The 22,250-nt window shown below is 53.8% G+C and carries 31 protein-coding genes; 6 read left to right on the top strand and 25 right to left on the bottom strand.

All coding sequences use genetic code 11. From position 1 onward, the window contains the following. Nucleotides 1-8: 8 nt before the first annotated feature. Both purN and purM read right to left on the bottom strand, forming a co-directional pair. Nucleotides 9-659 carry a phosphoribosylglycinamide formyltransferase gene (gene purN, locus HCI85_RS12680; protein WP_167144980.1) on the bottom strand — a complete coding sequence of 217 codons (651 nt, stop codon included), beginning with the start codon at nucleotides 657-659 and terminating at the stop codon, nucleotides 9-11. After that, complete coding sequence (purM, locus tag HCI85_RS12675) at nucleotides 659-1,717, bottom strand: phosphoribosylformylglycinamidine cyclo-ligase (RefSeq protein ID WP_167144979.1); 1,059 nt, start codon at nucleotides 1,715-1,717, stop codon at nucleotides 659-661. Before purM ends, purN begins: the two co-directional genes overlap by 1 nt. Before the next feature lie 311 nt (nucleotides 1,718-2,028). On the opposite strand from purM, the gene HCI85_RS12670 reads away from it, so the two are divergent. Next, entirely contained in the window at nucleotides 2,029-3,078 is a 1,050-nt protein-coding gene (locus HCI85_RS12670) for a DUF2066 domain-containing protein (protein ID WP_167144978.1), read from the top strand. A 123-nt stretch (nucleotides 3,079-3,201) separates the two neighbouring features. Beyond that, nucleotides 3,202-4,272, top strand: coding sequence for an AI-2E family transporter (locus HCI85_RS12665; protein WP_167144977.1), 1,071 nt, complete (start codon nucleotides 3,202-3,204; stop codon nucleotides 4,270-4,272). A gap of 1 nt (nucleotide 4,273) precedes the next feature. On the opposite strand, the gene HCI85_RS12660 is transcribed toward HCI85_RS12665, so the two are convergent. The 5 genes from HCI85_RS12660 to HCI85_RS12635 form a co-directional block, all read right to left on the bottom strand. Continuing rightward, entirely contained in the window at nucleotides 4,274-5,305 is a 1,032-nt protein-coding gene (locus HCI85_RS12660; RefSeq protein ID WP_167144976.1) for a phage integrase, read from the bottom strand. Further along, on the bottom strand, nucleotides 5,305-6,585 hold the full coding sequence (locus HCI85_RS12655) for a hypothetical protein (RefSeq protein ID WP_167144975.1): 1,281 nt from the start codon (nucleotides 6,583-6,585) through the stop codon (nucleotides 5,305-5,307). The genes HCI85_RS12660 and HCI85_RS12655 overlap by 1 nt, the downstream gene beginning before the upstream one ends. An 844-nt stretch (nucleotides 6,586-7,429) precedes the next feature. Beyond that, nucleotides 7,430-7,699: a hypothetical protein gene (locus tag HCI85_RS12645; RefSeq protein ID WP_167144974.1), complete on the bottom strand. Its 270-nt coding sequence runs from the start codon at nucleotides 7,697-7,699 to the stop codon at nucleotides 7,430-7,432. Next, on the bottom strand, nucleotides 7,692-7,907 hold the full coding sequence (locus tag HCI85_RS12640) for a hypothetical protein (protein ID WP_167144973.1): 216 nt from the start codon (nucleotides 7,905-7,907) through the stop codon (nucleotides 7,692-7,694). Before HCI85_RS12640 ends, HCI85_RS12645 begins: the two co-directional genes overlap by 8 nt. Then, nucleotides 7,904-8,128, bottom strand: coding sequence for a helix-turn-helix domain-containing protein (locus HCI85_RS12635; protein ID WP_167144972.1), 225 nt, complete (start codon nucleotides 8,126-8,128; stop codon nucleotides 7,904-7,906). The genes HCI85_RS12640 and HCI85_RS12635 overlap by 4 nt, the downstream gene beginning before the upstream one ends. 136 nt (nucleotides 8,129-8,264) lie before the next feature. Between HCI85_RS12635 and HCI85_RS12630 the strand changes: the two genes are divergently transcribed. Beyond that, nucleotides 8,265-8,531 (top strand): DNA-binding protein, encoded by a 267-nt coding sequence (locus tag HCI85_RS12630; RefSeq protein WP_167144971.1) that lies wholly within the window; start codon nucleotides 8,265-8,267, stop codon nucleotides 8,529-8,531. A gap of 204 nt (nucleotides 8,532-8,735) precedes the next feature. Here HCI85_RS12630 and HCI85_RS12625 read toward each other — a convergent pair whose 3' ends face one another. The 13 genes from HCI85_RS12625 to HCI85_RS12565 all read right to left on the bottom strand — a co-directional run bounded on the left by HCI85_RS12625 (nucleotide 8,736) and on the right by HCI85_RS12565 (nucleotide 15,993). Continuing rightward, nucleotides 8,736-9,140: a hypothetical protein gene (locus tag HCI85_RS12625; protein ID WP_167144970.1), complete on the bottom strand. Its 405-nt coding sequence runs from the start codon at nucleotides 9,138-9,140 to the stop codon at nucleotides 8,736-8,738. After that, complete coding sequence (locus HCI85_RS12620; protein WP_167144969.1) at nucleotides 9,137-9,541, bottom strand: hypothetical protein; 405 nt, start codon at nucleotides 9,539-9,541, stop codon at nucleotides 9,137-9,139. Before HCI85_RS12620 ends, HCI85_RS12625 begins: the two co-directional genes overlap by 4 nt. A gap of 547 nt (nucleotides 9,542-10,088) precedes the next feature. Then, on the bottom strand, nucleotides 10,089-10,367 hold the full coding sequence (locus HCI85_RS12615) for a hypothetical protein (RefSeq protein ID WP_167144968.1): 279 nt from the start codon (nucleotides 10,365-10,367) through the stop codon (nucleotides 10,089-10,091). Nucleotides 10,368-10,456: 89 nt separating this feature from the next. Beyond that, nucleotides 10,457-10,912 carry a hypothetical protein gene (locus HCI85_RS12610; RefSeq protein WP_167144967.1) on the bottom strand — a complete coding sequence of 152 codons (456 nt, stop codon included), beginning with the start codon at nucleotides 10,910-10,912 and terminating at the stop codon, nucleotides 10,457-10,459. A gap of 72 nt (nucleotides 10,913-10,984) precedes the next feature. Then, nucleotides 10,985-11,422, bottom strand: coding sequence for a hypothetical protein (locus HCI85_RS12605; RefSeq protein WP_167144966.1), 438 nt, complete (start codon nucleotides 11,420-11,422; stop codon nucleotides 10,985-10,987). Between the two features lie 144 nt (nucleotides 11,423-11,566). After that, the gene (locus tag HCI85_RS12600) at nucleotides 11,567-11,824 is read right to left on the bottom strand and encodes a hypothetical protein (protein ID WP_167144965.1); all 258 of its coding nucleotides are present in this window, start codon (nucleotides 11,822-11,824) and stop codon (nucleotides 11,567-11,569) included. Between the two features lie 95 nt (nucleotides 11,825-11,919). Further along, nucleotides 11,920-12,345, bottom strand: coding sequence for a hypothetical protein (locus HCI85_RS12595; protein ID WP_167144964.1), 426 nt, complete (start codon nucleotides 12,343-12,345; stop codon nucleotides 11,920-11,922). Between the two features lie 76 nt (nucleotides 12,346-12,421). After that, complete coding sequence (locus tag HCI85_RS12590; protein ID WP_167144963.1) at nucleotides 12,422-12,796, bottom strand: HEAT repeat domain-containing protein; 375 nt, start codon at nucleotides 12,794-12,796, stop codon at nucleotides 12,422-12,424. Between the two features lie 428 nt (nucleotides 12,797-13,224). Then, nucleotides 13,225-13,533 (bottom strand): hypothetical protein, encoded by a 309-nt coding sequence (locus HCI85_RS12585; protein ID WP_167144962.1) that lies wholly within the window; start codon nucleotides 13,531-13,533, stop codon nucleotides 13,225-13,227. A gap of 505 nt (nucleotides 13,534-14,038) precedes the next feature. After that, nucleotides 14,039-14,593 carry a hypothetical protein gene (locus HCI85_RS12580; protein WP_167144961.1) on the bottom strand — a complete coding sequence of 185 codons (555 nt, stop codon included), beginning with the start codon at nucleotides 14,591-14,593 and terminating at the stop codon, nucleotides 14,039-14,041. Nucleotides 14,594-14,729: 136 nt separating this feature from the next. Then, entirely contained in the window at nucleotides 14,730-14,939 is a 210-nt protein-coding gene (locus HCI85_RS12575) for a hypothetical protein (protein WP_167144960.1), read from the bottom strand. 417 nt (nucleotides 14,940-15,356) lie between these two features. Continuing rightward, the gene (locus HCI85_RS12570) at nucleotides 15,357-15,635 is read right to left on the bottom strand and encodes a hypothetical protein (RefSeq protein WP_167144959.1); all 279 of its coding nucleotides are present in this window, start codon (nucleotides 15,633-15,635) and stop codon (nucleotides 15,357-15,359) included. A 154-nt stretch (nucleotides 15,636-15,789) separates the two neighbouring features. Continuing rightward, complete coding sequence (locus tag HCI85_RS12565; protein ID WP_167144958.1) at nucleotides 15,790-15,993, bottom strand: DUF1040 family protein; 204 nt, start codon at nucleotides 15,991-15,993, stop codon at nucleotides 15,790-15,792. Nucleotides 15,994-16,407: 414 nt separating this feature from the next. Here HCI85_RS12565 and hda point away from each other — a divergent pair, with 414 nt between their 5' ends. Continuing rightward, nucleotides 16,408-17,112: a DnaA regulatory inactivator Hda gene (gene hda / locus HCI85_RS12560; RefSeq protein WP_167144957.1), complete on the top strand. Its 705-nt coding sequence runs from the start codon at nucleotides 16,408-16,410 to the stop codon at nucleotides 17,110-17,112. Nucleotides 17,113-17,164: 52 nt separating this feature from the next. Here hda and HCI85_RS12555 read toward each other — a convergent pair whose 3' ends face one another. Genes HCI85_RS12555 through arsC form a run of 3 tightly spaced genes read right to left on the bottom strand, consistent with a single transcriptional unit; the run spans nucleotide 17,165 to nucleotide 18,523 of the window. Continuing rightward, entirely contained in the window at nucleotides 17,165-17,575 is a 411-nt protein-coding gene (locus HCI85_RS12555; RefSeq protein WP_167144956.1) for a DUF2069 domain-containing protein, read from the bottom strand. Then, nucleotides 17,568-18,173: an NAD(P)H:quinone oxidoreductase gene (wrbA, locus tag HCI85_RS12550; protein ID WP_167144955.1), complete on the bottom strand. Its 606-nt coding sequence runs from the start codon at nucleotides 18,171-18,173 to the stop codon at nucleotides 17,568-17,570. Before wrbA ends, HCI85_RS12555 begins: the two co-directional genes overlap by 8 nt. After that, the gene (gene arsC / locus HCI85_RS12545) at nucleotides 18,170-18,523 is read right to left on the bottom strand and encodes an arsenate reductase (glutaredoxin) (RefSeq protein WP_167144954.1); all 354 of its coding nucleotides are present in this window, start codon (nucleotides 18,521-18,523) and stop codon (nucleotides 18,170-18,172) included. Before arsC ends, wrbA begins: the two co-directional genes overlap by 4 nt. 107 nt (nucleotides 18,524-18,630) lie before the next feature. On the opposite strand from arsC, the gene HCI85_RS12540 reads away from it, so the two are divergent. After that, on the top strand, nucleotides 18,631-19,860 hold the full coding sequence (locus HCI85_RS12540; protein WP_167144953.1) for a virulence factor BrkB family protein: 1,230 nt from the start codon (nucleotides 18,631-18,633) through the stop codon (nucleotides 19,858-19,860). 167 nt (nucleotides 19,861-20,027) lie between these two features. Continuing rightward, nucleotides 20,028-20,249 carry a hypothetical protein gene (locus HCI85_RS21000; protein WP_241693778.1) on the top strand — a complete coding sequence of 74 codons (222 nt, stop codon included), beginning with the start codon at nucleotides 20,028-20,030 and terminating at the stop codon, nucleotides 20,247-20,249. A gap of 50 nt (nucleotides 20,250-20,299) precedes the next feature. Here HCI85_RS21000 and HCI85_RS12535 read toward each other — a convergent pair whose 3' ends face one another. Further along, nucleotides 20,300-20,692: a hypothetical protein gene (locus HCI85_RS12535; protein ID WP_160087569.1), complete on the bottom strand. Its 393-nt coding sequence runs from the start codon at nucleotides 20,690-20,692 to the stop codon at nucleotides 20,300-20,302. Nucleotides 20,693-20,830: 138 nt separating this feature from the next. After that, entirely contained in the window at nucleotides 20,831-22,240 is a 1,410-nt protein-coding gene (locus HCI85_RS12530; protein ID WP_167144952.1) for a PilZ domain-containing protein, read from the bottom strand. Between the last annotated feature and the right edge of the window lie 10 nt (nucleotides 22,241-22,250).

The raw sequence follows: 22,250 nt of genomic DNA, 5'->3' as shown, positions 1-22,250 counted from the left end.
CTCCTTGATTACGTTCGAATTAGCTGTCCAGTGCTCGGTAACAGTTGCTCGTCCAACATCGCCCCCTGCGCGGCCAGCTGCAAACGGCCTTCGGCAAACCAGCGCACGGCCAGCGGGTAAATCACATGTTCCTGCTCGTGCACACGCTGCGCCAGGCTGGTGGACGAGTCATCCGACTGTACCGGTACCACTGCCTGTACGACCAGTGGTCCGCCATCGAGTTCCTCGCTGACGAAGTGCACGCTGCAGCCGTGTTCGCTGTCACCCGCTTCCAGCGCCCGCTGATGGGTGTGCAGACCTTTGTATTTCGGCAGCAAGGACGGGTGGATATTCAGCAGGCGTCCGGCGTAGTGACGAACGAAACCGGGGGTGAGAATGCGCATAAACCCTGCCAGTACCACCAGCTGCGGATTAAACGCATCAATGGCCTCGACTAGCGCGGCATCGAAGGCTTCACGGCCGTCGAACTGCTTGTGGTCGAGCACGGCGGTGCTGATGCCAGCCTGTTTGGCGCGCTCCAGGCCGTAGGCATCGGCGCGGTTGGAAATCACCGCGGCGATACGCGCCGGATTGCCGTCATGGGCGATGCTGTCGATCAGCGCCTGCAGGTTGCTGCCGGAGCCGGAGATCAGCACCACCACATTACACTGTGCCGACATTAGTGCTGTTTCAGGTTGTTCAGCACGACCTGAGCAGCACCTTCGGCAGCTTCACCGATCTGGCCGATTACCCATGGCTGCTCGCCAGCGGCAGTCAGGGTCTGCAGGGTGACTTCAACTTGATCCTGAGCTACGCAGATCACCATGCCGACGCCGCAGTTGAGGACGCGGTGCATCTCGTGCTCATCAACGTTGCCTTTTTCCTGCAGCCAGTCGAATACCGCCGGGCGAGTCCAGCTGGCGACGTCGACCACTGCTTGTGCGCCTTTTGGCAGCACGCGCGGGATGTTGTCGAGCAGGCCGCCACCGGTGATGTGGGCCATGGCTTTGACTGCGCCAGTGTCCTTGATCAGTTTGAGCAGCGGTTTGACGTAGATGCGGGTCGGCGCCATAAGCAGGTCGGTCAGCGGCTTGCCGTCGACTTGGGTGGTTTCGATTTCAGTGCCCGACACTTCGATGATCTTGCGGATCAGCGAGTAGCCGTTGGAGTGCGGGCCGGAGGACGGCAGGGCGATCAGCGCGTCACCGGTGGCGACTTTCGAACCGTCGATGATTTCGGCTTTTTCCACCACACCGACGCAGAAGCCGGCCAGATCGTAGTCTTCGCCTTCGTACATGCCGGGCATTTCGGCAGTTTCACCGCCAACCAGAGAGCAGCCCGCCAGTTCGCAGCCGGCGCCAATGCCCGTGACCACGGTGGCGGCGACATCGACATTGAGCTTGCCGGTGGCGTAGTAATCGAGGAAGAACAGCGGCTCGGCGCCACATACCACCAGGTCGTTGACGCACATGGCGACCAGGTCCTGGCCGATGCTGTCATGTTTGTTCAGGTTCAGCGCCAGGCGCAGCTTGGTGCCGACCCCGTCAGTACCGGAAACCAGCACCGGTTGCTTGTAGCCCGCCGGGATCTCGCACAGGGCGCCGAAGCCACCCAGCCCACCCATGACTTCCGGACGCGCGGTGCGCTTGGCAACGCCTTTGATGCGTTCGACCAGGGCTTCGCCTGCGTCGATATCTACACCTGCGTCCTTGTAGCTGATGGAGGGTTGCTTGCTCATAGATCCAGGCCTTTAGGGGAAATTCGGATTGGCACCACCGCTTATGGCGGCGGTCTGCGAAGGCGCGCGATTTTATCAGGCTTACCCGGCAGCGGCCACCCGCTAAGGTTGCGGCTGTTGGGGCGGCTGTTTAAGCTCGAAATCTGGCTGTTGTTGGCTATCTGCGGCTGAAAAGGGCTTTGGAATGCGCCTTAACAGCACCTAAACTCGCACTCTTGAGCCACCGCGGCCTTCCTTATGTGGCGTGGGTTGGTCACAACTGTTGTTAAACCTGGCCTGCGCGCCACTTTCCGTCTGTCGAGAATTCATCCATGCGTTTGACCGCTCGCCTGCTTCTAGTTTGTTTGTCGCTGTCCGGCCTGCCGGCGTTTGCCGCGCCGGTAAGTGATCTGTACCAAGTCCGCGAAGCGGTCAGCAGTCAGCAACCGGAAGAACGTGCTGCCGCCCTGAGCCGCGCGCTGGATACCCTGGTGTTGCGCCTGACCGGTAAAGCCGATGCGGCGCAGAGCCCCGCACTGGCGGCGCTGCGCAAGGATCCGCAACAGATCGTCAGTCAATACGGCTATGAAGGCGACAAACTGTTGGTCGATTTTGACCCACTCAGCACCGACCGCAGCCTGCGTCAGGCGGGCCTGGCGCTGTGGGGCGCCAATCGTCCGAGCATTCTGCTGTGGTGGTTGAGCGATGCCAGTGATGGCAGTCGCCTGCTCGGTGATGGCCAGACCGCTGCTGAGCCGTTCAATCAAGCCGCGCAGCACCGTGGCCTACCACTACGTCTGCCGTTGGCTGACCTTGCCGAGCAACTGGTGGCGGTGCCGGAAAACCTTACGGCCAATGATCCTGGTGCCCTTCGTGAGGCCTCCGAGCGCTATGCCACCGATGCTTTGCTGGCAGTTGTGGCACGCGAAGCAAGCGGCACATGGCAGGCCGAGTGGCGCCTTTGGCTGGGCGATGAGCGGGAGCAGGGCACTGTGCAGGGTGCCGATCAAGCCGCGTTGGCCGATGCCATTCTGTTGGCGGTCAACCAGCGTCTGGCACCACGCTTTATTGTCGCCGCCGGCGCGGCCAGTGGTCTGACCGTGGAAGTGCAGGGCGTTGACCTGGCGCGTTATGCCGAGCTGCAGCGCATTCTTGAGCCGTTCGCGGCGCAACTGCGCAAGGTGCAGGGCGATACACTGACCTTTGCCGTGAATTCCAATGCAGAGCAATTACGTGCGCAACTGGGCCTGGCGCGCTTGCAGGAAGTGTCGGCAGAAGCCCCTGCACTTGATGCCAGCCAGTCGGTTACGCCGCCGGCTACTGCGGCTGAGCCCGCTGCCACAGCTGTAGCCCCTGACAATGTGCTGAGGTTTCGCTGGTAGACTGCGGCTATTACACCCGGTCCCTGACTTGAAAACCGCAGCTATCGAGCTGCGGTTTTCTTATGTAACGGGCCTCGCGGTTTAGTATTTCTGGATAAAACGTTGGCATATGGAGCGCTGGGCATGATCGATTCGCATCGTTGGATATGGATAGTCGGGGCGCTGCTGCTTTGCGGCCTGTTGTACCTGCTGGCGCCGATTCTTTCGCCATTTCTGATTGGCGTGCTGCTGGCCTATATGGGCGACCCGCTGGTCGACCGTCTGGAGCGCTGGAAACTCTCGCGGACCTGGGGCGTGGTGGTGGTCTTTGCACTGATCACCCTGATCATGGCCATCCTGCTGCTGGTATTGGTGCCCATGCTGGGCAAGCAGCTGGTGCGCTTGTACGAGTTGATCCCGGAGATGCTCGACTGGGCACAGAATCAGGCCCTGCCATGGGTTCAACTCAAGTTGGGGCTGAGTGAAGGCTTCTGGCGTTTCGATCAACTGAAAACCGCGTTGTCCGGGCAGTTGGGTAAAACCACCGATATCGTCGGCATGCTACTGTCCACGGCCACCTCTTCAGGCCTGGCGCTGCTGGCTTGGCTGGCGAACTTGGTGCTGATTCCAGTAGTGAGCTTCTACCTGATGCGCGACTGGGACCTGATGGTCGCCAAGCTGCGCAGCTTGTTGCCGCGCGGTCGTGAAGGCCTGGTTGTGCAGCTGTTCGGCGAATGCCACGAAGTGCTCGGCGCTTTCCTGCGCGGTCAGTTACTGGTGATGCTGGCGCTAGGTGTGATGTATGCCACCGGGCTGATGGTGATTGGCCTGGAACTCGGGCTACTGATCGGCGTACTGGCAGGCCTTGCCAGCATCGTGCCGTATTTGGGCGTGGTGGTCGGCATCGGTGCGGCATTGACGGCCGGCCTGTTTCAGTTCGGCATGGACCCTTACCCACTGGTGGCCATCGCTGCAGTCTTTATCGTCGGGCAAATGCTCGAAGGCATGCTGCTGACACCGATGCTGGTGGGCGACCGCATCGGCTTACATCCGGTCGCAGTGATCTTCGCCATCATGGCCGGCGGCCAACTGTTCGGCTTTACCGGCATCCTTCTGGCTTTGCCTGTGGCTGCGGTGATCATGGTGTTAGTGCGTCATCTGCATGATTTCTATAAACAATCGGACACTTATGGCGCTACGCCTGAAAGCGATTGATTTATAAGGAATTTATTTCGCGCTGTTTTTCGTGTGTCGAAGAAGTGTCGAAACCATCCAGCGGGTTGAGACGCAGCGCATCACGCAGGTGAGAAGGGGACAAGTGGGCATAGCGCATGGTCATGGTCAGCGACGAATGCCCCAGCACCTCCTTTAAGGTCAGGATATTGCCGCCGTTCATAATGAAATGGCTGGCAAAGGTGTGACGTAGCACGTGCGTTGCCTGGCCACGCGGCAGCTTGATTGCACTGTCCTTTAAAGCAGCCCGAAACGAGTGCATGCAGGACGTGAAGCGTCCGTGCTGTTCAAAGTAGGCGTGCAGCCGTTGTTGTAGCTGGGTGCTGATTGGAATAGTGCGGGTGCGCTTCGATTTGGTGTTGATGAAGGTTACCGAATCATTCCGCACCTGTTCCGGTAGCAGCGACTCAGCCTCAGACCATCTAGAACCAGTCGCCAAACAGACCTCAGCAACCAGTCGCGCACTGGGTGAGCGTTTGAGCTTGTCCAGCGATTCGATCAATAGCCGGATTTCCTTGATCGAAAGATACGACAACTGCCGTTCCTGGAACTTGAGCGGTTTTACCGTATCCAGCGGGTTTGCATAGTCGATATCGCCCAGGCGGCGCAGCTCGTTGAATACGGCCTTGAGGTAGGTGAAGCGGTTGTTGATCGACTTGGCCACGGCGCCGGCTTCCAGTTCTACCCGGCGAAGTTGTGCCAAGTGACTACCTGTCAGCCTGATTGCCACCGGATCATCGAGGCGGGATGCCATTAGCAGAAGGGTATTTTTGCGCCGTCGCCCGCTGGTGATGCTGTGACCGTGCAGGTCATACCAACGCTCAATCAGCTCGGATAGCTTGCGCTTGTCCTTTGGCTTCGGGTTCCAGGGCTGTGCCTGGATGCAATTTGCGCGGCACGTTGCCTCAAACCGTTGAGCCTCGCCCTTGGTCTTGAAGGTCTTACGGAAGCGTTTGCCCTTGATCGGCTCTACATCGACCTTCCAGCGTCCGTCTGGCTGTTGCTCGATGGCCATTAAACGGCACGCCCCCAACGAACGTTGCGTTCTTCCAGCAGGTTTTTGATGTGTTTGTAGATGTCGTGCTCGCTCATGTCCTTGGCGGCGTAGTGGTCGCGAATGACCGGCCAACATTCCCAGGTTTGCAGCCGGTCAAACGCCTTTTTTGCGCCCACCCGTTCCCTTGCCAGCAGGCTGACGAAGTTGCCCAGGAACAGTTCGACGTTCTTGCCCGAGAAGCCACGGGAGGTCTTGTAATAGCGCTTGTATTCGGTGTCTTCGAGTAGGGAATCAACAGGTAGGTCCACGCGCACGTCCTCGCGAATGAGTGTCCAGATGGGGGAGAAATAGCCAGGGCGATCCATCAACTTGAATTGGCGTAGGCCATAGCGCCACAAGCCGTCCAGATGCCCGGCAAAGGCTGCAAACGAACGGGTGTCGATGGCTTCACCGGTTTTCACATCCAGGGAGCCGCTGGCGAATTGCTGAATGATGGAATGGTGATAACGCAGCTCTACGCGCCACACGGTTTGCTTGGGGTTGTAGTTGTCCGAGTCGTTAACGTCGAAGCTATCGCGACGTTTCCAGACGCTTTCCCAGTAGTCGAGCTTGTCGCAGGCCTTGGCCTGTTCGGTCTTGTTGTAGATGCAGATCTGCACCCCACTGGCAGAGCCAAACATCGAGGTTTCGCCACGTCCGTAGGTGCTGGATTTGGTCGCCCAGTTGATTTCATTGATGCCCGATATGTCGCGTTGCGTGCGGGCTTTGCAGTGCATGCGGGCCACCAGATCGGTGGGAGGCGTCCAGCCCTGCAGGTCGAGTGCAAGGTGGACGGCACACTGGTTGATTTCCACATGGGTCATCACCTGGGCGGCGTAGAAGTCCAACCGCGCCTGCAGGCGCTCAGGCGAGAGGCTGTCGATTGCATGGGGTGACACTTCGATTTTCAGATGGGGGCCGATGCTGTCTAGCTTGGCGTTGAAGTTCTTCACCAACAGGATGATGCCCAGGTCTGCGTTCTGCAGCTTGTACTGGTAGCCGGAGTCACGGCCTACACGGCCCGAGTGCCAACGCTGGCCCGCAAAGTCGACCAGAGTGCCCGGGTTATCAAACAGCTCCATGATCTCTGGGCGGATCAGCCCCTTGTAGAGCTGGCGCACGGTATCGACGCCACAACGGAGCAGGCGAACGCCTGACAGGTCAGTGAGTGCCGCGGTGGCTGCATCGATAAACAGGCGGCCGTCTTTGCATTCCAGGCCGGTCACTCGATCAAGCCTTCTTTGGTCTTTCACGCTCATGTGTTTTTTCCTTTATTAACCAGTAATGGCCACTTTCATTCGGACTTATATGACGTGTTACAGGGACGTCAGCGAGCGCGCGGCGCACCTGCGCGCTCGTGCCTCGCGTGCACCCGTGCCAGCGCGCTCGCATCCTTTCTCTGATTCCATCCATAGGCCTATCTGCATACCTTCCGGCACTACAGGCGCTACTCGGCCGCTCCAGGGTGATAGGAAAATCAGCAGCAGGATTAGCGCGAGCAGGGGCGGACGAAAATCGGGGGCGCGCAGTGGGCGTTGCGGCAGGCGGGAACACTCAGGGCCGAGCGCAGGGGGTTGCTGTGGGTGGCGCTGGCGATACAAGGCGAAGCACACCAAGGGCGCTGCCCTTGTCATCCCGCTCTTGCCGCCGAGGGCTCGGGAGCATGGGGCGAAGAAGCTACCCCATGCACCCGTTGTCAGGCTGTTCATAGGTAATCCGCGTCAAGGGTGCGCTGCGCCCGTGCTTCCGTTCGACGGAACGGTGGAGCTGTTCCGACGAGCCGGGAGCGCGGCCCCTGACACGGCCAAAGAAGAGGGTCGGGTCATACGGTCCAGTACGTTGCCGGAACTCTGCCGGTCGCGGTGCCGTATCGCCCGAAGGGTGCGGATTTCATGGAAGAACACCCGCTCCGGGTAAGGGTCGGACGTGCCGTAATACACGGCCATAAAGCATGAGTGGTCGCAGACACCTTCCATGGGCAGGACTACGCCGACGATGTGCATGAGCTGCCACATGGGTTCCGGCTCAGCCTCCCAACGCAGTTCCATAAGGGCGGTTTTGCCGATGTAGCTAACAGCGGTAGCGGCATCCAGGGAGATTGGGCTAGGCATGGCTAAAGCCCTCAATCTGATCGGCAATGCGGATGGAGCGGATGTCCTCTAGGTAGGCTTCCACGGGGAAGTCTTCGCCAGGACTCATGACCATCAGATAGGCCTGTTCCTGTACACCCTTGACCGGCAGGACGATGCCGATGACATAGCCCGAGCGGCAGAACGGCTCGGGGTCATCATTCCACTCAAGCTCGACGTGGACGGGTTTGCCGATGTAGCCCACAGCAGTGACAGCATCCAGGGCAGGACTTGGGTTAGGCATGGCTGTAGTCCCCGGCTTTGAACTCGGTTTTGCCCTTGAGCAGATCTGCACGCAGGCGGGCGAGGTTGACCATGCGGAAGTCAGCCAGCCGCATGCTCGGCACGGTGCCGTTGTCCACCCAATCGATGGCCTCTTCGATGGATATGCCGCTCATTTCGGCGAAGGTCTTAACGCTGCACAGGCCCAGGCTGTCGTCGGCCTTGTTCATAGGGTCGACTCCTTTTCCAGTAGCTGTGTGGTCAAGAGAGCTACATTGACCATTACGTGTTTGCCGACTTTGTGCGACGGCAGGTAACCGTTACGAATCCAACCCCAAACGGTGTTGTGGTCGTCGGCCATGTGAATCCAGTCTGCGAACTCGCGCCAAGGGAGAACCGGCGGGGCCGGTAGAGTGCCTTTCGCAGTGAGGTTGCTTTCTTCCAAGTCCATGGGCTTTCCTGCACTATGTTGGTCTTTGTTGGATAACGACTAGCCGGCAATATTTGCCGGTTTAATAGTGACGATTATAGGTTTACGGTTAATGTTGACCAGCAATATTTGCCGCTTTTATAGATGAATTCGGAATATGAGAGAGCGGATAGTCGCAATACTTGAGCATAAAAAGCTCACAGCAAAGAGGCTGGAGGAGCTGAGCGGGATCGACCGCGAGAAGTGGTATGCGCTCAGAAAAGGCGGGAGACGGGTCAACGAAGACGACATCAAAGTGATAGTCGAGATTGCACCCGAATACGCGCTTTGGCTGGTTAGCGGGCAGATTGCTCCTGAGAGCGGCCAGACCAGTCCCGAGTACGACGAAGCCAACCGAAACTTGACCAGTCAGAACGCGGGATAGCGATCACCAAGGAAGTGACTAGGCGCTGGTACGCCCGAAGGACAGGGAGAGTTAAGAAAGAAGGCTGATCAGAACGACGCCCCCGAATAAATCAAAACAAGCTCCAACCGGAGCGGTGCCAATGCCTGGATCATTCCAGGCTTATAGCCATACTTTAGGGGCAAGTACTCCTGAAGTGAGCAACTGAACTATATGTTTGGCGGCTTATGAATCTGTTGGATTAATAACAAAAGAAATAACGATTTGTTCAGGTATTTGCTTGAATTCTTTTTCTATTGCCCCTTTGGCCAGTTTTGATATGTCTGGCAGCGAAATTTCATAAGGGATTTTATGAAAAGTTAAGTTTACATACGACAGTGCGCCGTTAGTCCAGTTGACGGTGACTAGAGGTTTGATTCCGGTACTTTCTTCTAGGCGCTGAGCGATCAGTTGTGACTGCGCAATCCCTTCTTTTAAATTGTTTGTAACATCACATCCGGTCAGTGTGATTAATAGAATAAAAGTAAATATACGGCGCATAAAGTGTCCCTGATTTATAAAGGCAGTTTCATAGGGGCGTAAACTTGCTTGAGTTGTATTTTTGTGGATTTTAATAGTTTGATAATTCAAATACCACTAATCGCTATTAATGCTATAGAAACGGCCGTTGATATTGATGCTATAACAGCGCTGCTACCAAATTTTGTCCCCAGCGCAACGCTGAAACCTGCTGTATATGAGCTAAAAATAAGCCCTGTTACAATGATTGCTGCCGTGCCTGTAAAATTATGTATTCCTGTTGTGTTGCTAAAGCTTGTCAGTGTAAACAACGCAATGCAGGCAAATAGTAGAGATAGTCCAACAGCTTTAAATGCTTCTCCTAGGCTAACATTGTTGCCGGAAACAAATTTTGTTGACATCTTTACTACGAAGAGTACTGCTGCCAAAAGAGCCAGGAAGGTTATTGTTGTTTTTATAGGTGCCATAGCTGCAAAGAAAATAAATGCTACGATCAATAAAAGGTAAATCATGGTTGCCTCGATGTTTGGGTTGGTGGGGTGTGACTTTTCGGAAAAATGGTTTAACGGTTAATGAGTTTTTATGTGTTTTTACTTGGATTTATTAGCCCGTCTCAGTGAGCGAAGTGAACGATTTTAATAAATTTTTATAAGTCCTAAGTTATACGGATTTCGGCTTTGCCTGCTCCAGCAGAAAGACCAACTTCGAGTAAGCAACGTTCCTCTATCTCAGATAGGCCACCTTCGGTCATGGCTTGAGGAAGGATTAGGAGCTTGGGTTTTCCCTTGAGAAAACCAGTAGCGCCTACCTTTGATAGGCCTTCTTTCAAGCACTCGACGGCGGGCATGAATGTGCCGACTAGTAGGCGTGTGCTGGTGAACGGCTTTGATGGTTCAACGTTAACCGTATTTCCGTTCGCGGTTAGAACCATTCGGTTCTCAAAGATTTTTACGGTTACTTCCATGTTAGGGATGGCCTCTGCGTATAAAGTTTGGTTAAGGAGCGGGCTTTAGCCCGTCCCAGCGAACGAAGTGAGCGATTTGAGCGCATTTTATACGGCTATTTCGCATGCAATGTTTTGGTGTTGAGGTATTTTAGTATTTCTTTGCAATCGGATTCGTAGCCGTGGTTAGGCATGTTATTTATAAATTTTGCCCAATTTTTAAAGGTTTCGCGGTTTTCAGTGTTCGCAACAATTTCTGCATCAGAGCCGAGCTTTGACAAGATATCGGAATAGCACATGCTTTGACTAAATGAATTTGAAAAGACACCAGCATAAAAAATAATGGCGGCAGCAATAATACTTACTACAACAGTGTTAACTATTTTTAGGTACACAGTAGACTTTCCTTAGTCTTATAATGTTTGGTTAAGGAGCCGGCTTTAGCCGGTCCCTAGTGAGCGAAGCGAACGACTTGAACCAGTTGTTATGCATGCTCGAAGTCACGGCATGACTCCAGCTTAAATTCTTTTACAAGACTCTCTTTTAGCTCACTTGCTTCGAGAGTTATTTTTTCTGTCATGAGCTCAACTCGAATTGGCAGGAATACACCATTTCTACCAATTAGCTCGGTTTGGCAATGTTTGTAGTGCCCCCAGTGAACTCTATTTCTTACGCCGTAAAAATTAGACATGGGGAAGACTTTTTTGGTTATTTGGAAGCGGCCAATTAAGTTGGAGATGACTATTTGTGTTTCTGATATTTTTACAGCCTTGTTACTAATTTTCTTGAGTAACAGAAAAGACCAATAGCTCCCTGTAACAAAAGAAAGTATAAGCGAGACTTTGGTAGCCCACGCTGTCGTCATAACTCCGACAAGTAATATCATGACTGCATACTGGAGCTTTTTACGGCTTGGATAAAATTTAAGGTCAATATTCATATGCATAACGTTTGGTTAAGGGGCGGGCTTTAGCCCGTCCCAGTGAGCGAAGCGAACGGTTTGAACCAGTTGTTAGATGCTGCTTGTACGCTTGCCTCTCAGGGCTTCAAAAATACCCATTGAAAGCTTTGGTGTATGAGGTTTTTCTTTAAACGATTTGATGCTTAGCATGATCGAACTTCCTACCAAGTATATCGTTGCGATAATGGACAGGATGTTTGTTAGTAGCCCACTTGATACAAGGGGTATTGTAAATTCGCCGTCGCGCGCAACAATTGATAGTGAGCCGATTACTGCTCCTAGACCTAGGCCTATTAAAATTAGTGAAACAACTAAGTCAAAAAATTTTAGTGACGTGGTTTTTGATAGGCTAAATGATATTTTCCTGTATATAAAGTAGAGCGCAGGAGGGAGTAATAGGATTAACCATGGTGCGAGTGCGTATGAGGCGGCTAAAACCATAACAGGGGTTGCTGCTGCAACGATACGATCCTTCGTCGATGTATCCACAAAATTTCCTTGCAGTGTCTAACGTTTGGCTAAGGGGCCGGCTACGCCGGTCCCGAGTGAGCGAAGCGAATGACTTGAGCCAATTGTTAGGCTGGCTGTTGCCTCGAAGGCATGAATTTTATTTGCTTGTTAAGCGGTATAGCTCTACTCGCCTTCGCAACTACCAGAAACATGCTCCCCGGTATCGGAGTCATATCCGTTCAGATCTCCATCAAATTCGCAGTCGCCATATACATATTCGCCGGTCTCTGAGTCATAGCCGGAGAAATCACCATCGGTGCAGGTGCCTGATACATAAGCTGAAGTATCGTCATTGTAACCCTCGCACTCGACTTCGTACGAAGCCTGTGCAAAGCCCGATGCTGATAGAAGTAGTGCAGCTATAATTATTTTCTTTCTCATGCAGGTACTCCTTTAATTACTGCAAGCCTAACGTTTGGTTAATGGGCGGGCTTTAGCCCGTCCCAGTGAGCGAAGCGAACGATTTGAACCAATTGTTAGAGATTTGCACGATGCTTTGCAAAAAGATAACCGGCAGGAGCTGTTAGTGCAAAAAGTACCGAGTATTTAATTATTTCAGTTAAAGACGCTATTACGACAACAGCTTGATCGCCGATGCTGATTAGGTCAGAGGCTTTGAATGCGAATAGGGCTGCTCCTAGTATTGCTCCATATATTATCCCCAGAATGGCTCCATGCTGTACTGGGTTGCTCTTGCATAAGTAGCCTATGCAAACTCCAGGAATTGCCCAAGCAAGCATTGATGTAGATTTTATCAAGGTAGTTAATAATGGACTCAGGTAGTAAGGAATATACATGGCTGCATTGACTGTGATCGAATTTAGACCGTGAAGTAGTGCTTGTGAAATAACACTGGCTATGACTGCTATGAGTAGCCCTAGTGTGAGCGCACGCTTATTCATATAAATCTCTAACGTTTGGTTAAGGGGCGGGCTTCAGCCCGTCCCAGTGAGCGAAGCGAACGGTTTGAACCAGTTTTTAGGTTTTACTTACAGAAAATGGAGAGCGTAAACGCCCTTTCACATGTTCATTAAGAATAGCTTTAGCACTGGCTCCAAGTAACCCTTCCTCTGCAGCTAGAGAAATGAGAACTGCCTTAGCTGTTTCATCGCCATTTGTTAGCATCTCAGTTGCAGCCCAAATACGAACATGAGGAGACTTATGCCGCATTATATCTTTTAGCGCTGAAAGTCCGTAGCTGCCAAGCGTACGCAGTTCATTGACTGCAGTGGACATTATTTTGTGAAGTTGATGGTCTTTCTTCGCCGGTGATGCAAATGTACCTTTCTCTATAGCAGCTTCACAGAATGCATGAATTGCCGATGTGACTTTTTGTTCTAGGTTCGAAGTCATGCTCATTCTGCGTAGTGAAACCTAACGTTTGGTTAAGGGGCCGGCTTTAGCCGGTCCCAGTGAGCGAAGCGAACGGTTTGAACCAGTTGTTATGCGTTGAACTGGCCGAGGACAGCCATTAACAAAATAGTGAATACGCAAATTCCTACACAGCATACATATGCCTCATTTTTTGACCCGCTTAGCCACTCACGGTTTGGATATTTTCCAAAGGTTACTGCTTTTACAAAGGGCCAGCCTATAGCGTAGAAAAAAGTGCTTAGGAGTAATTCGGTGATTACATATCCGATGAGGCGGAATATGAGGCTGAGTATTTCGTCCATGAGACTCCAGCGTATAACGATTAAGCTAAGGGGCCGGCTTTAGCCGGTCCCAGTGAGCGAAGCGAACGATTTGAGCGGCTTGTTAGGCGCTTCACGGCACGATACTCAGCGTAGGCGTGTGCCATCTGGGTTCTGTGCCTCCTCGTCGCGACGTGTGGGATAAAATTGCTTCTTTTCCTCTAGCTCATAAAACAGCAAGCCATGAATGCCCATTGCTTCATTCTTGGGGATACGGCGAGCCCATATACGTTCAAAAGCCGAATTTAATGCGCCTGCATCCTGGCGCTCATAAACCTCATCAATGAATGCTACGTCTTCGCCGGTTGGAAATATCAAAGCGAATTCATCGTCTGTGGCCGAGAAAATGTCATATACAGCGTTACTGGCACCATCGAAGACTTGGATATTTTTCATGAAGTGCCTAACGTTTGGTTAAGGGGCGGGCTTTAGCCCGTCCCAGTGAGCGCAGCGAACGATTTGAACCATTTGTTAGCATGTTACCAGTGCTCATTGCAGAGGTTCATTAATGTTTTTTGCGCACAAAGGGCAATGGTGTATTTTTTTAGAAAGAGAGAAGAAGTTGCCAGTATTCATTAGTGTAGAGCCTACATAGCCTTTGCAAGCAGGACATTTGCTAGAAAACTTTATTGAAAGCATTGTAATAAAACCGATGATAAATGCAGTGAAAGCTAGCGGCGAGGGCTCACCGTTGTTTTCAATTTGGTACTGAGCTATGCCTGCTGAAATTAGTAAGCCGCTAAAAATGGAAGCGCTAGCTATTCGTATGCGAGTATTTATGAATTTCCGAATTGTCAAAGTTGCTCCCTTTGTTTGCTAACGTTTGGTTAAGGGGCCGGCTTTAGCCGGTCCCGAGTGAGCGAAGCGAACGACTTGAACCAGTTGTTAGAGGCTTCGTGACTCAGTTGCCAAAATTTACTCCTACCCAAGCCGCTATTATTGTAGATGCAGTAGCAAGTACCAAAGAAACTATAGCAATTATGTTTGCCCGAACAGAGTCTTTTTGTGCTTTTGATGCAATAGAGTTGGCCTCTTCTGCGGCAAGTAATGCTCTTCGCGCAATAGACAAATTCTCTTCTTCGCGCTCGTCTCTTTTTGAAGTTTTAATTTCTTCTTTCAGATCAATCCATTCTAAGGCAAATAAATTCTTTACCCCCGTTGAAAGATTGCCTTTTAAGGTGGCTGCTTTGACTGTGGGAATGCCCAGTATCTCAAACTCGGAAAAGCAGTTTAATTTGAATGCCTCAATTGCTGATAGCTCTTCTGTGGGCTCTACTGATATTGTTCCGCCCTCTACGAGGCCTTTATACATGGCTTTCATATTTAACCAAGTTTCAATGTCGACAGTTGTATGGCCAGCATTTATACCATTATGGGGTTCGGCGCCGTTCAACAGAACCAAATCTGTTTTTAGTCCGTTATGTGAAGTGCACTGAACATTTATGGTGATTGGCATGCGTAGCCTCTAACGTTTGGTTAAGGGGCGGGCTTTAGCCCGTCCCAGTGAGCGCAGCGAACGGTTTGAACCACTTGTTAGGCTGCACTGCACAAATTTCTATAGTAAAGGTTTTTAATAAGCATTAGCTTGATGGTTAGTTATCATGCTTTTTTGGATTTTTTGACTGGTCTTTCTTTGTATATGGGCGATTTTCATAAAGTCCCTTATCTTTCTCAAGCTCAGCTTCTAGTTGCTGAATAGCTTCTCTTTGTGCAGCAGGGAGATTTTCGATTGCTATTTTTTGTGCCGGAGTCGATTCGTTGCTATAGCTTGGAAGCGCTATAGTTATAAGGATTAGTGCCACGATTATTTTCATAGAATGCCTAACGTTTGGTTAAGGGGCCGGCTTTAACCGGTCCCGAGTGAGCGAAGCGAACGACTTGAACCACTAGTTAGGTTGCTCTCTGGAGTAGGTAACAAACTCGGCGCTGCCTTTTTTTGCCCACATTAGTCGCTCGCAGTTGGGACAGACATAAATGCTGCCCGATGCTGAATATAAGGCATCAAGTTTTTCTTCACTCCCAAGGCCAGAGGAACTGATTGAGTCAAGTTCCTCGTCTCGAATCGTTATCCAGCCGGCATCTGGGATTTGCGAAAGGTTATGGATGTAGCCGCATGGGCATGCAAGTCTCGGCATGAGCTACCTAACGATTAAGCTAAGGGGCCGGCTTTAGCCGGTCCCAGCGAACGAAGTGAGCGATTTGAGCGCATTGTTATACGGCTATTTAGCATGCAATGTTTTGGTGTTCAGATATTTTAGTATTTCTTTGCAATCGGATTCGTAGCCGTGATTAGGCAAGTTATTTATAAATTTTGCCCAACTTTTAAAGGCTTCTTGGTTTTCAGCGTTTGCAGCAAGTTCCGCATCAGAGCCGAGCTTTGACAAGATATCCGAATAGCACATGTTTTGACTGAATGAGTTTGAAAAAACACCCGCATAAAAAATAATGGCAGCAGCAATAACGCTTACGGCAACAGTGTTAACTATTTTCAGGTACACCGCTGACTCTCCATAGCCTTATAACGTTTGGTTAAGGGGCCGGCTTTAGCCGGTCCCAGTGAGCGGAGCGAACGGTTTGAACCACTAGTTAGACGCTGTACTGAATCGCGCGGATAGCCTACAAAAAATATGATGCACACCCTTGAGCACGAAATTAATCTTTTGATTTAACCAGTTCGAGATACCGCATTAAACCCTTTGCAAGGCTTCCATCTTCGATATAGAAGATGTTCTCGGTTGCGGGCTCACGCATACGGGCTGCATTCACAATTAGCTGGCCAAGTCGTAGATCCGGATTGTTCTGCCAAACTTCACGAATTAAGTCCAGCATCTCGTCGATGCGTTCTGGGTTTCTCATGTTGTAAGCGCCTAACTATAAATAGACACCAATTGGTGCCATAACTTTTATGGGGTATGGTCGATAACATTCCTTGTCGTGCGATAAGCTTTTGATTTCCTTGCAGTCGCAAAAAGAAAATGCGACACAGTAAAGATGAAAAGCGACAACGGGCAAGACAGAAGGCTGATTGACAGCACCTTAGGCGCTAAAAGCTACTGGCAGGTCTTGGGCCTGTCTAGCGTGTGTGTCGAAAAAGTGTCGAAAACACTTGCCTGCTTTGGTCGATATAGCCCAAAGCCGGACGAGCAGGGGGTTGCGAACCGCCAGCAAAGACTAGCGTTATCCATCAATGACTTAGCGTGAAGAAGGCTATAAACTTTCTGATCTTTATGGTGAGCCAGCCAACGGCTCCGACGAGCCGCCCAACCCAGCATGACACCCATACAACTGCCTTTAGGTGTGCGTCTGCGTGATGACGCCACTTTCGCCAATTACTACCCTGGAGCCAATGCTGCGGCGTTGGGCTATGTCGAGCGTTTGTGTGAAGCGGATGCTGGCTGGACGGAAAGCCTGATTTATCTGTGGGGCGGCGAGGGTGTAGGGCGTAGCCACTTGTTGCAGGCGGCGTGTTTGCGCTTTGAGCAGCGCGGCGAGCCGGCGGTTTATCTGCCGCTGGCCGAGGTGGTCGAGTACGGCCCCGCGCTGCTCGACAATCTGGAGCAGTGCGAACTAGTGTGTCTGGACGACCTGGACGCAGTGGCGGGGCGAAGTGACTGGGAAGAGGCGTTGTTTCACCTATTCAACCGTCTACGCGACAGTGGTCGTCGCCTTTTACTAGCGGCCAGTGGTTCGCCGCGTGAATTAAAGGTACAGCTGGCTGACTTACAGTCGCGCCTGACCCTGGCGCTGGTGTTCCAGCTGCAGTCACTCTCTGATGAAGATAAGTTGCGAGCCCTGCAGCTGCGCGCTTCGCGTCGTGGCTTGCACTTGAGTGATGAGGTCGGACGTTTTATTTTGACCCGTGGCGAGCGCAGCATGAGCGCCCTGTTCGATTTGCTTGAGCGCCTGGATCAGGCGTCATTGCAGGCTCAGCGCAAGCTGACCATTCCCTTCCTGAAAGAAACCCTCGGCTGGTAAAGCTCCTGCCATATAACGCTGAGCCTGCGTGCAGCCAAGCTCAGCGTTTATCTTAGTTTTCCCCTGCCAACTTGCGCTCGTACTGAAAGCGCCAGCGGGTAAACATCAGTGCTGCGCAGAACAAGCTGAAGCTCAGCCCTGTCAGTAGCCAGCCGTACAGCGCCTTGCTCGGGTCGAAGGCTGCGAGTACGCCCTGGATAAAGTACAAATTCACCACAAAGCAGGCCCAGGCGTGGGCGCGGGCGTTGCCGATGATCAGGCCAGGAGCCAGCAATAGCAGGGGCGCGAGTTGTACGCCGAGGATCACCCAGAGCAGTTTGCTGGGCACGTTGGCGAACCACAGGTTCCACACCAGCAGTAATGCGCCCAGGCCAAAAAAGCTCAGCAGGCTGGCGATGCGGCTGATGTTGAGGCGCGGCTCTAGCCACTCCAGGGGCGGCAGTGGTTTTGCGGTTTTAGCCACAGGTGTTCTCCAGTTTTGCAGCGGTTTGCGCCAGGCGTTGACCGAGTGCGCGGCACAGGGCTGTTTCATGTTCATCGAGGGCGCGTTTGCCATCGGCACCGGCATGGTGGCTAGCACCGTACGGCGTACCGCCGCCTCGGGTTTCCAGCAGCGCAGCTTCGCTGTAAGGCAGCCCGGTGATCAGCATGCCGTGGTGCAGCAGGGGCAGCAGCATCGACAGCAGGGTGGTTTCCTGGCCGCCGTGCAGGCTGGCGGTGGAGGTGAACACGCCGGCCGGTTTGCCGACTAGGCCGCCGGTCAGCCACAGGCCGCTGGTGCCATCGATAAAGTACTTGAGCGGTGCGGCCATATTGCCGAAGCGGGTCGGGCTGCCGAGTGCCAGGCCGGCGCAGTTCTTCAGGTCATCCAGGCTGGCGTACAAGGCGCCTTCTGCCGGGATATCCGCGGCCACTGCTTCGCATTCGCTGGAGACCGCAGGCACGGTGCGTACACGCGCTTCGAGGCCACCCATTTCTACGCCGCGTGCAATCTGGCGGGCCATTTCAGCAGTGGCGCCATGGCGGCTGTAGTACAGCACCAGGATATAGGGTGTGCTCACGGCAGAATCTCCAGAACATTTTCAGGTGGGCGACCGATGACGGCTTTGTCTCCGACGACCAGAATGGGGCGTTCAATCAGTTTGGGCTGGCTGGCCATGGCCGCGATCAGTTGTGTGTCAGTCAGTTGCGGGTCGCTCAGGCCGAGAGCCTTGTATTCATCTTCACCCGTGCGCAGTAGCTGCCGTGCGCGGATGCCGAGCTTATCCAACAGTGCCTGCAGCTGGTCGGCACTCAGCGGTGTTTCCAGGTAGCGCACGATGGTTGGGCTGAGCCCGCGGTCTTCCAGTAATTGCAATGCACTGCGTGATTTCGAGCAGCGCGGGTTATGGTACAGCGTCATAGCGGTCATGTTCGGGTCGCCGATTACCTTCGATGGCGGCTATTCTAACCGCTAACAGCATTCCCGCCTGCGCTTGTGAGTCAGGTTGTCGGGATGCAAATGGCTAAGGAGAGGGCATGCTGCAGCGTGTTAGCAACCTGTTGGAGTTCTGGCGTTTTCTGTTGCAGCGCTTTATCGCCGACCAAGGCACCAGCAATGCGGCAGCCTTGACCTACACCACCCTGTTTGCGGTGGTGCCGATGATGACGGTGACCTTTTCCATGCTCTCGGCTATTCCGGCGTTTCAGGATACCGGCGAGCAGATTCAGAGCTTTATCTTCCGAAATTTTGTGCCCTCAGCTGGCGAGACCCTGCAGCAATACCTGCGTGACTTCACTACCCAGGCGCGCCAGCTGACCTGGATTGGTGTGGCCGTGTTGGCTGCGACGGCGTTCTGGATGTTGGTGACGATCGAGAAAACCTTCAACACCATCTGGCGTGTGCGTCAGCCGCGCCGGGGTGTGTCGAGCTTTTTGCTGTACTGGGCGATCCTCAGCTTGGGCCCGCTGCTGCTGGGCGGTGGCTTTGCCATCAGCACCTACTTCACGTCACTGTCGCTGATCTCGGGTCCGGATGCTTTGCTTGGGGCGCAGGCCCTGCTGAAATTCATGCCGCTGGTATTCAGTGTGGCCGCATTCACCTTGCTCTATGCGACGGTGCCGAATGCACAGGTACCAGTTCGCCATGCGTTGCTGGGGGGCTTGTTTGCAGCGGTGTTGTTCGAAGTGGCGAAGATGCTATTCGGCCTGTATGTGCGCCTGTTTCCTGGTTATCAGCTGATCTACGGGGCATTTGCCACGGTGCCGCTGTTTCTGTTGTGGATCTATCTGTCCTGGTTGATTGTGCTGTTTGGCGCTGAATTAGTCTGCAACCTGGGGTTCTCCCAGCAATGGCGCAAGCGCGCAATACCACGCTTGTTGATGGCCCTTGGCGTCTTGCGGGTGTTCTATGAGCGTCAGCAGTCGGGTTTGAAAGTGCGCTTGCTGGACGTGCAGCGTCAGGGCTGGTCGTTGGCGGAACATGAATGGGAAGAGATTTTGGTGTTTCTCGAGCAGCAGAAACTGATTGCCCCGACCGGTTCCGGTTCCTGGGTATTGAGCCGTGATCTTGGCCACTATTCGCTGCAACAACTGCTCAGCCACAGTCCTTGGCCGTTGCCTAGGGTTGAGAATCTACCCGAACAGCTTGATGAAGCCTGGTATCCAGCGCTGCGCAATGGCTTGATGAAGTTGCAGGAAGAGCAAACGGCGCTATTTGGTGAGGACCTGGCGACGTGGTTGCAGCCAGAGGCTGAGCCTGCAAAGTGACGTAAAACGTCAGTTTGCGGCGTTGTGCTGATGGCGCATGATGGCACTGGCGACCATGGAGGTCGCCAAACGCGGTTAAAAGGAAGCTGGCACGCTTCTGGCTATCTGTCTTGCAGATAGCGATCAGGTTGCCAGCAGGGCAGGGATTGGCGGAGTGTGAAGGCGTTATGACAGCCAATAAAGGCAAAGTGATTCATCTGTATCAGCGTGATCCGCAAGAGGCCCTCGAGCGCCTTAATCGCATCACCGGCCTGCGCTTCAGCAGCTGGCCGCAGTCGTTGGTCAATTCCAACCCGACTGAGCAGCCCGACTCTTCTGGCTCATCTGAAACTGTTACGCGACCTGATTCTGGCACCCAGTGTGGGCCTGCAGGAATGCTCTCGCGCTAAACGCAAAACCCCGCGTCAGTGCGCGGGGCTTGTGTGCTGCGGTGGGGCAATCAAGCGAGTGCTTGGCGGCTATCGGTTTGGGGCAATTCGACGGCTTGTACAAACAACTCCTCAACCACCAGGCTGGTCGCTGGTACGGCAGAGCGCAGGCGCACCTGCATCTCTTCAATCTTCTGCTTCACAGGCAGGCGAGCCACGCTGGATAGCAGAATTTTGCTGTGCTGGTTGACGTTGCCATGGTCGACCATCACTTCGCGGCGGGTGGTGCCATCGCGGTAGCTGATCAACAGGGAGACGGGCAGGTTGGCCAGCCCTGGCAGGTGCAGCCAGGCGGCTACGTTGAACTCAGCGACGCGCCCTTCGTATGGAGTGACCTGTAAGCGGGCGAGGTTGACGATGGCAGATGGCACGGGGCCGACCAACTTATCGAGGGCTTGGGTCATGGTGTGTTCCAGGCTAATAACGGATCGCAGCAAGCGTAAGTGCGAGCAAGTATAAGCGCGGGGCATCCGATGAAACTGTGCGCTCTGCAGACGTTCGGCGTGACCTTTCTCGCACTTTTAGCGTGTTGGTACCAGTGCCTATGCCAGCTGCATTGGGTAGCGGGTGACTGATGCGGTGACCAGATTGGCGGGCGGCAATGGCAGGATCGCCTGGTTGTGCGCGCTGGCCAGTTGCAGCCAGACATTTTCCCCTTCAACAAACTGTCCATTAGGCAGCCATAACCCATGATGCCAGCCGTTGCCTGGTGCCGGTGTGCTCTGTAGGACGCCGGGGTGGGTCTGGGCACTGGGTGCGCGGCGTAACCAGACCGAGCGCGGCAAGCCTTTAAGGTAGCGCAGGCCCAGGTGGAGACCTTCGCTGTTGAGATGGCGCCATCGCACCAGGGCCAGGGTGGGCGTATCGCTGCCGGTGATCAGCAACACCAGTTGGCCAACCGACAGCTGCGCGGCCTGATCGGCATTGCACAGCAAACGTGCGCCGCCCGCGCTGGCATCAAGCATTTGTGCGCTGGTGCGCAAAGGCCGTTGTTCTAGTAGCTGCGCATGAATAGCCGGTAAACCAACTGCAAGGCTGCATTCAGAGCTATGGTCGGCACGGGTATGCCGACGTTGTTGGCGCCCCAGCCAATGCTGCTGCACACGCTCCAACAGCTGGCGTTCCGCTTTGCTCTGCAATGGCGCTGGCTCATGCAGCGCCACTAACAAGGCACCCAGCTCGAAGCGGCGTAGATAGTCGGCACTGCCTTCTGGCGTTTGTGCATAACTCAGGCAGGGCTGCGCCTCGGTCAGGTCGATGGTAGGCCCTTCGATCTCATCGTCCTCATCCCAGGGCAGCAAGCGCGCGAGCTCGGCCAGCGGCGATAGGGCGCCGAACAGCAGCGCACATTCGCCATCGGCAAGGTGAAACGGGTTGCTCAGTGCAAGCAGCAGCATCTGCTGGTAGATGCCACGCATGGTGTTTGCCGGTTGCGGTGTAAACGCTGCCGCCACTGGCTCATCCAGGCAATTTTGATGTTCGCCGATCCAGTACAGCAGGTGGCTGTCGCGCCATAGGCTGGGCGGTGGCTCCTGATACAGCTGGTAGTGGCGCAGCAGGCTTTGCGCGAGAAAATGCTGGGCCATATACAAGCACCAAGCCAGGTGCGGACGTGAGGGCTGGCGGCCTTGCAGGATTTGTAGGAGCAGGCGTTTGAAACCGATGGCCAATTCACTGCACAGGTGTACGAATAATGCCGTGGGGGGATTCTCGCCTTGATAGGCCTTGCTGTAATGCCGGTACTGGTCGCTGAAGCTTTGCAGTGCGCGCTGCCTTTCGAGTAAGGTCATGGCGCTGCGGTTGAGCTTGAAGAGCAGGCTTAGTGCCTGCTGCAAGGCCAGTTCTGCGGGTTGTAAGCGAGCCTGAGCCAGTTGCTCGTTGAGATCGGCCAATGGCGCGACCTCGGTTTCGAGGATGTCTGGCACTTCCAGGCGCAAGGCATCTAACGTCATATCAACCTTA

This window comes from Pseudomonas sp. OTU750018 (genome assembly GCF_011636575.1).
Lineage (GTDB): Bacteria > Pseudomonadota > Gammaproteobacteria > Pseudomonadales > Pseudomonadaceae > Aquipseudomonas > Aquipseudomonas peli.
This window is presented reverse-complemented; position numbering and strand designations above follow the sequence as displayed.

What these genes read in the sequence shown, in the direction of transcription:
- purN (WP_167144980.1), bottom strand. Translation starts at nt 659, where the DNA reads ATGTCGGCACAGTGTAATGTGGTGGTGCTGATCTCCGGCTCCGGCAGC.
- purM (WP_167144979.1), bottom strand. Translation starts at nt 1,717, where the DNA reads ATGAGCAAGCAACCCTCCATCAGCTACAAGGACGCAGGTGTAGATATC.
- HCI85_RS12670 (WP_167144978.1), top strand. Translation starts at nt 2,029, where the DNA reads ATGCGTTTGACCGCTCGCCTGCTTCTAGTTTGTTTGTCGCTGTCCGGC.
- HCI85_RS12665 (WP_167144977.1), top strand. Translation starts at nt 3,202, where the DNA reads ATGATCGATTCGCATCGTTGGATATGGATAGTCGGGGCGCTGCTGCTT.
- HCI85_RS12660 (WP_167144976.1), bottom strand. Translation starts at nt 5,305, where the DNA reads ATGGCCATCGAGCAACAGCCAGACGGACGCTGGAAGGTCGATGTAGAG.
- HCI85_RS12655 (WP_167144975.1), bottom strand. Translation starts at nt 6,585, where the DNA reads ATGAGCGTGAAAGACCAAAGAAGGCTTGATCGAGTGACCGGCCTGGAA.
- HCI85_RS12645 (WP_167144974.1), bottom strand. Translation starts at nt 7,699, where the DNA reads ATGCCTAACCCAAGTCCTGCCCTGGATGCTGTCACTGCTGTGGGCTAC.
- HCI85_RS12640 (WP_167144973.1), bottom strand. Translation starts at nt 7,907, where the DNA reads ATGAACAAGGCCGACGACAGCCTGGGCCTGTGCAGCGTTAAGACCTTC.
- HCI85_RS12635 (WP_167144972.1), bottom strand. Translation starts at nt 8,128, where the DNA reads ATGGACTTGGAAGAAAGCAACCTCACTGCGAAAGGCACTCTACCGGCC.
- HCI85_RS12630 (WP_167144971.1), top strand. Translation starts at nt 8,265, where the DNA reads ATGAGAGAGCGGATAGTCGCAATACTTGAGCATAAAAAGCTCACAGCA.
- HCI85_RS12620 (WP_167144969.1), bottom strand. Translation starts at nt 9,541, where the DNA reads ATGATTTACCTTTTATTGATCGTAGCATTTATTTTCTTTGCAGCTATG.
- HCI85_RS12610 (WP_167144967.1), bottom strand. Translation starts at nt 10,912, where the DNA reads ATGAATATTGACCTTAAATTTTATCCAAGCCGTAAAAAGCTCCAGTAT.
- HCI85_RS12600 (WP_167144965.1), bottom strand. Translation starts at nt 11,824, where the DNA reads ATGAGAAAGAAAATAATTATAGCTGCACTACTTCTATCAGCATCGGGC.
- HCI85_RS12595 (WP_167144964.1), bottom strand. Translation starts at nt 12,345, where the DNA reads ATGAATAAGCGTGCGCTCACACTAGGGCTACTCATAGCAGTCATAGCC.
- HCI85_RS12590 (WP_167144963.1), bottom strand. Translation starts at nt 12,796, where the DNA reads ATGACTTCGAACCTAGAACAAAAAGTCACATCGGCAATTCATGCATTC.
- HCI85_RS12585 (WP_167144962.1), bottom strand. Translation starts at nt 13,533, where the DNA reads ATGAAAAATATCCAAGTCTTCGATGGTGCCAGTAACGCTGTATATGAC.
- HCI85_RS12580 (WP_167144961.1), bottom strand. Translation starts at nt 14,593, where the DNA reads ATGCCAATCACCATAAATGTTCAGTGCACTTCACATAACGGACTAAAA.
- HCI85_RS12565 (WP_167144958.1), bottom strand. Translation starts at nt 15,993, where the DNA reads ATGAGAAACCCAGAACGCATCGACGAGATGCTGGACTTAATTCGTGAA.
- hda (WP_167144957.1), top strand. Translation starts at nt 16,408, where the DNA reads ATGACACCCATACAACTGCCTTTAGGTGTGCGTCTGCGTGATGACGCC.
- arsC (WP_167144954.1), bottom strand. Translation starts at nt 18,523, where the DNA reads ATGACCGCTATGACGCTGTACCATAACCCGCGCTGCTCGAAATCACGC.
- HCI85_RS12540 (WP_167144953.1), top strand. Translation starts at nt 18,631, where the DNA reads ATGCTGCAGCGTGTTAGCAACCTGTTGGAGTTCTGGCGTTTTCTGTTG.
- HCI85_RS21000 (WP_241693778.1), top strand. Translation starts at nt 20,028, where the DNA reads ATGACAGCCAATAAAGGCAAAGTGATTCATCTGTATCAGCGTGATCCG.
- HCI85_RS12535 (WP_160087569.1), bottom strand. Translation starts at nt 20,692, where the DNA reads ATGACCCAAGCCCTCGATAAGTTGGTCGGCCCCGTGCCATCTGCCATC.
- HCI85_RS12530 (WP_167144952.1), bottom strand. Translation starts at nt 22,240, where the DNA reads ATGACGTTAGATGCCTTGCGCCTGGAAGTGCCAGACATCCTCGAAACC.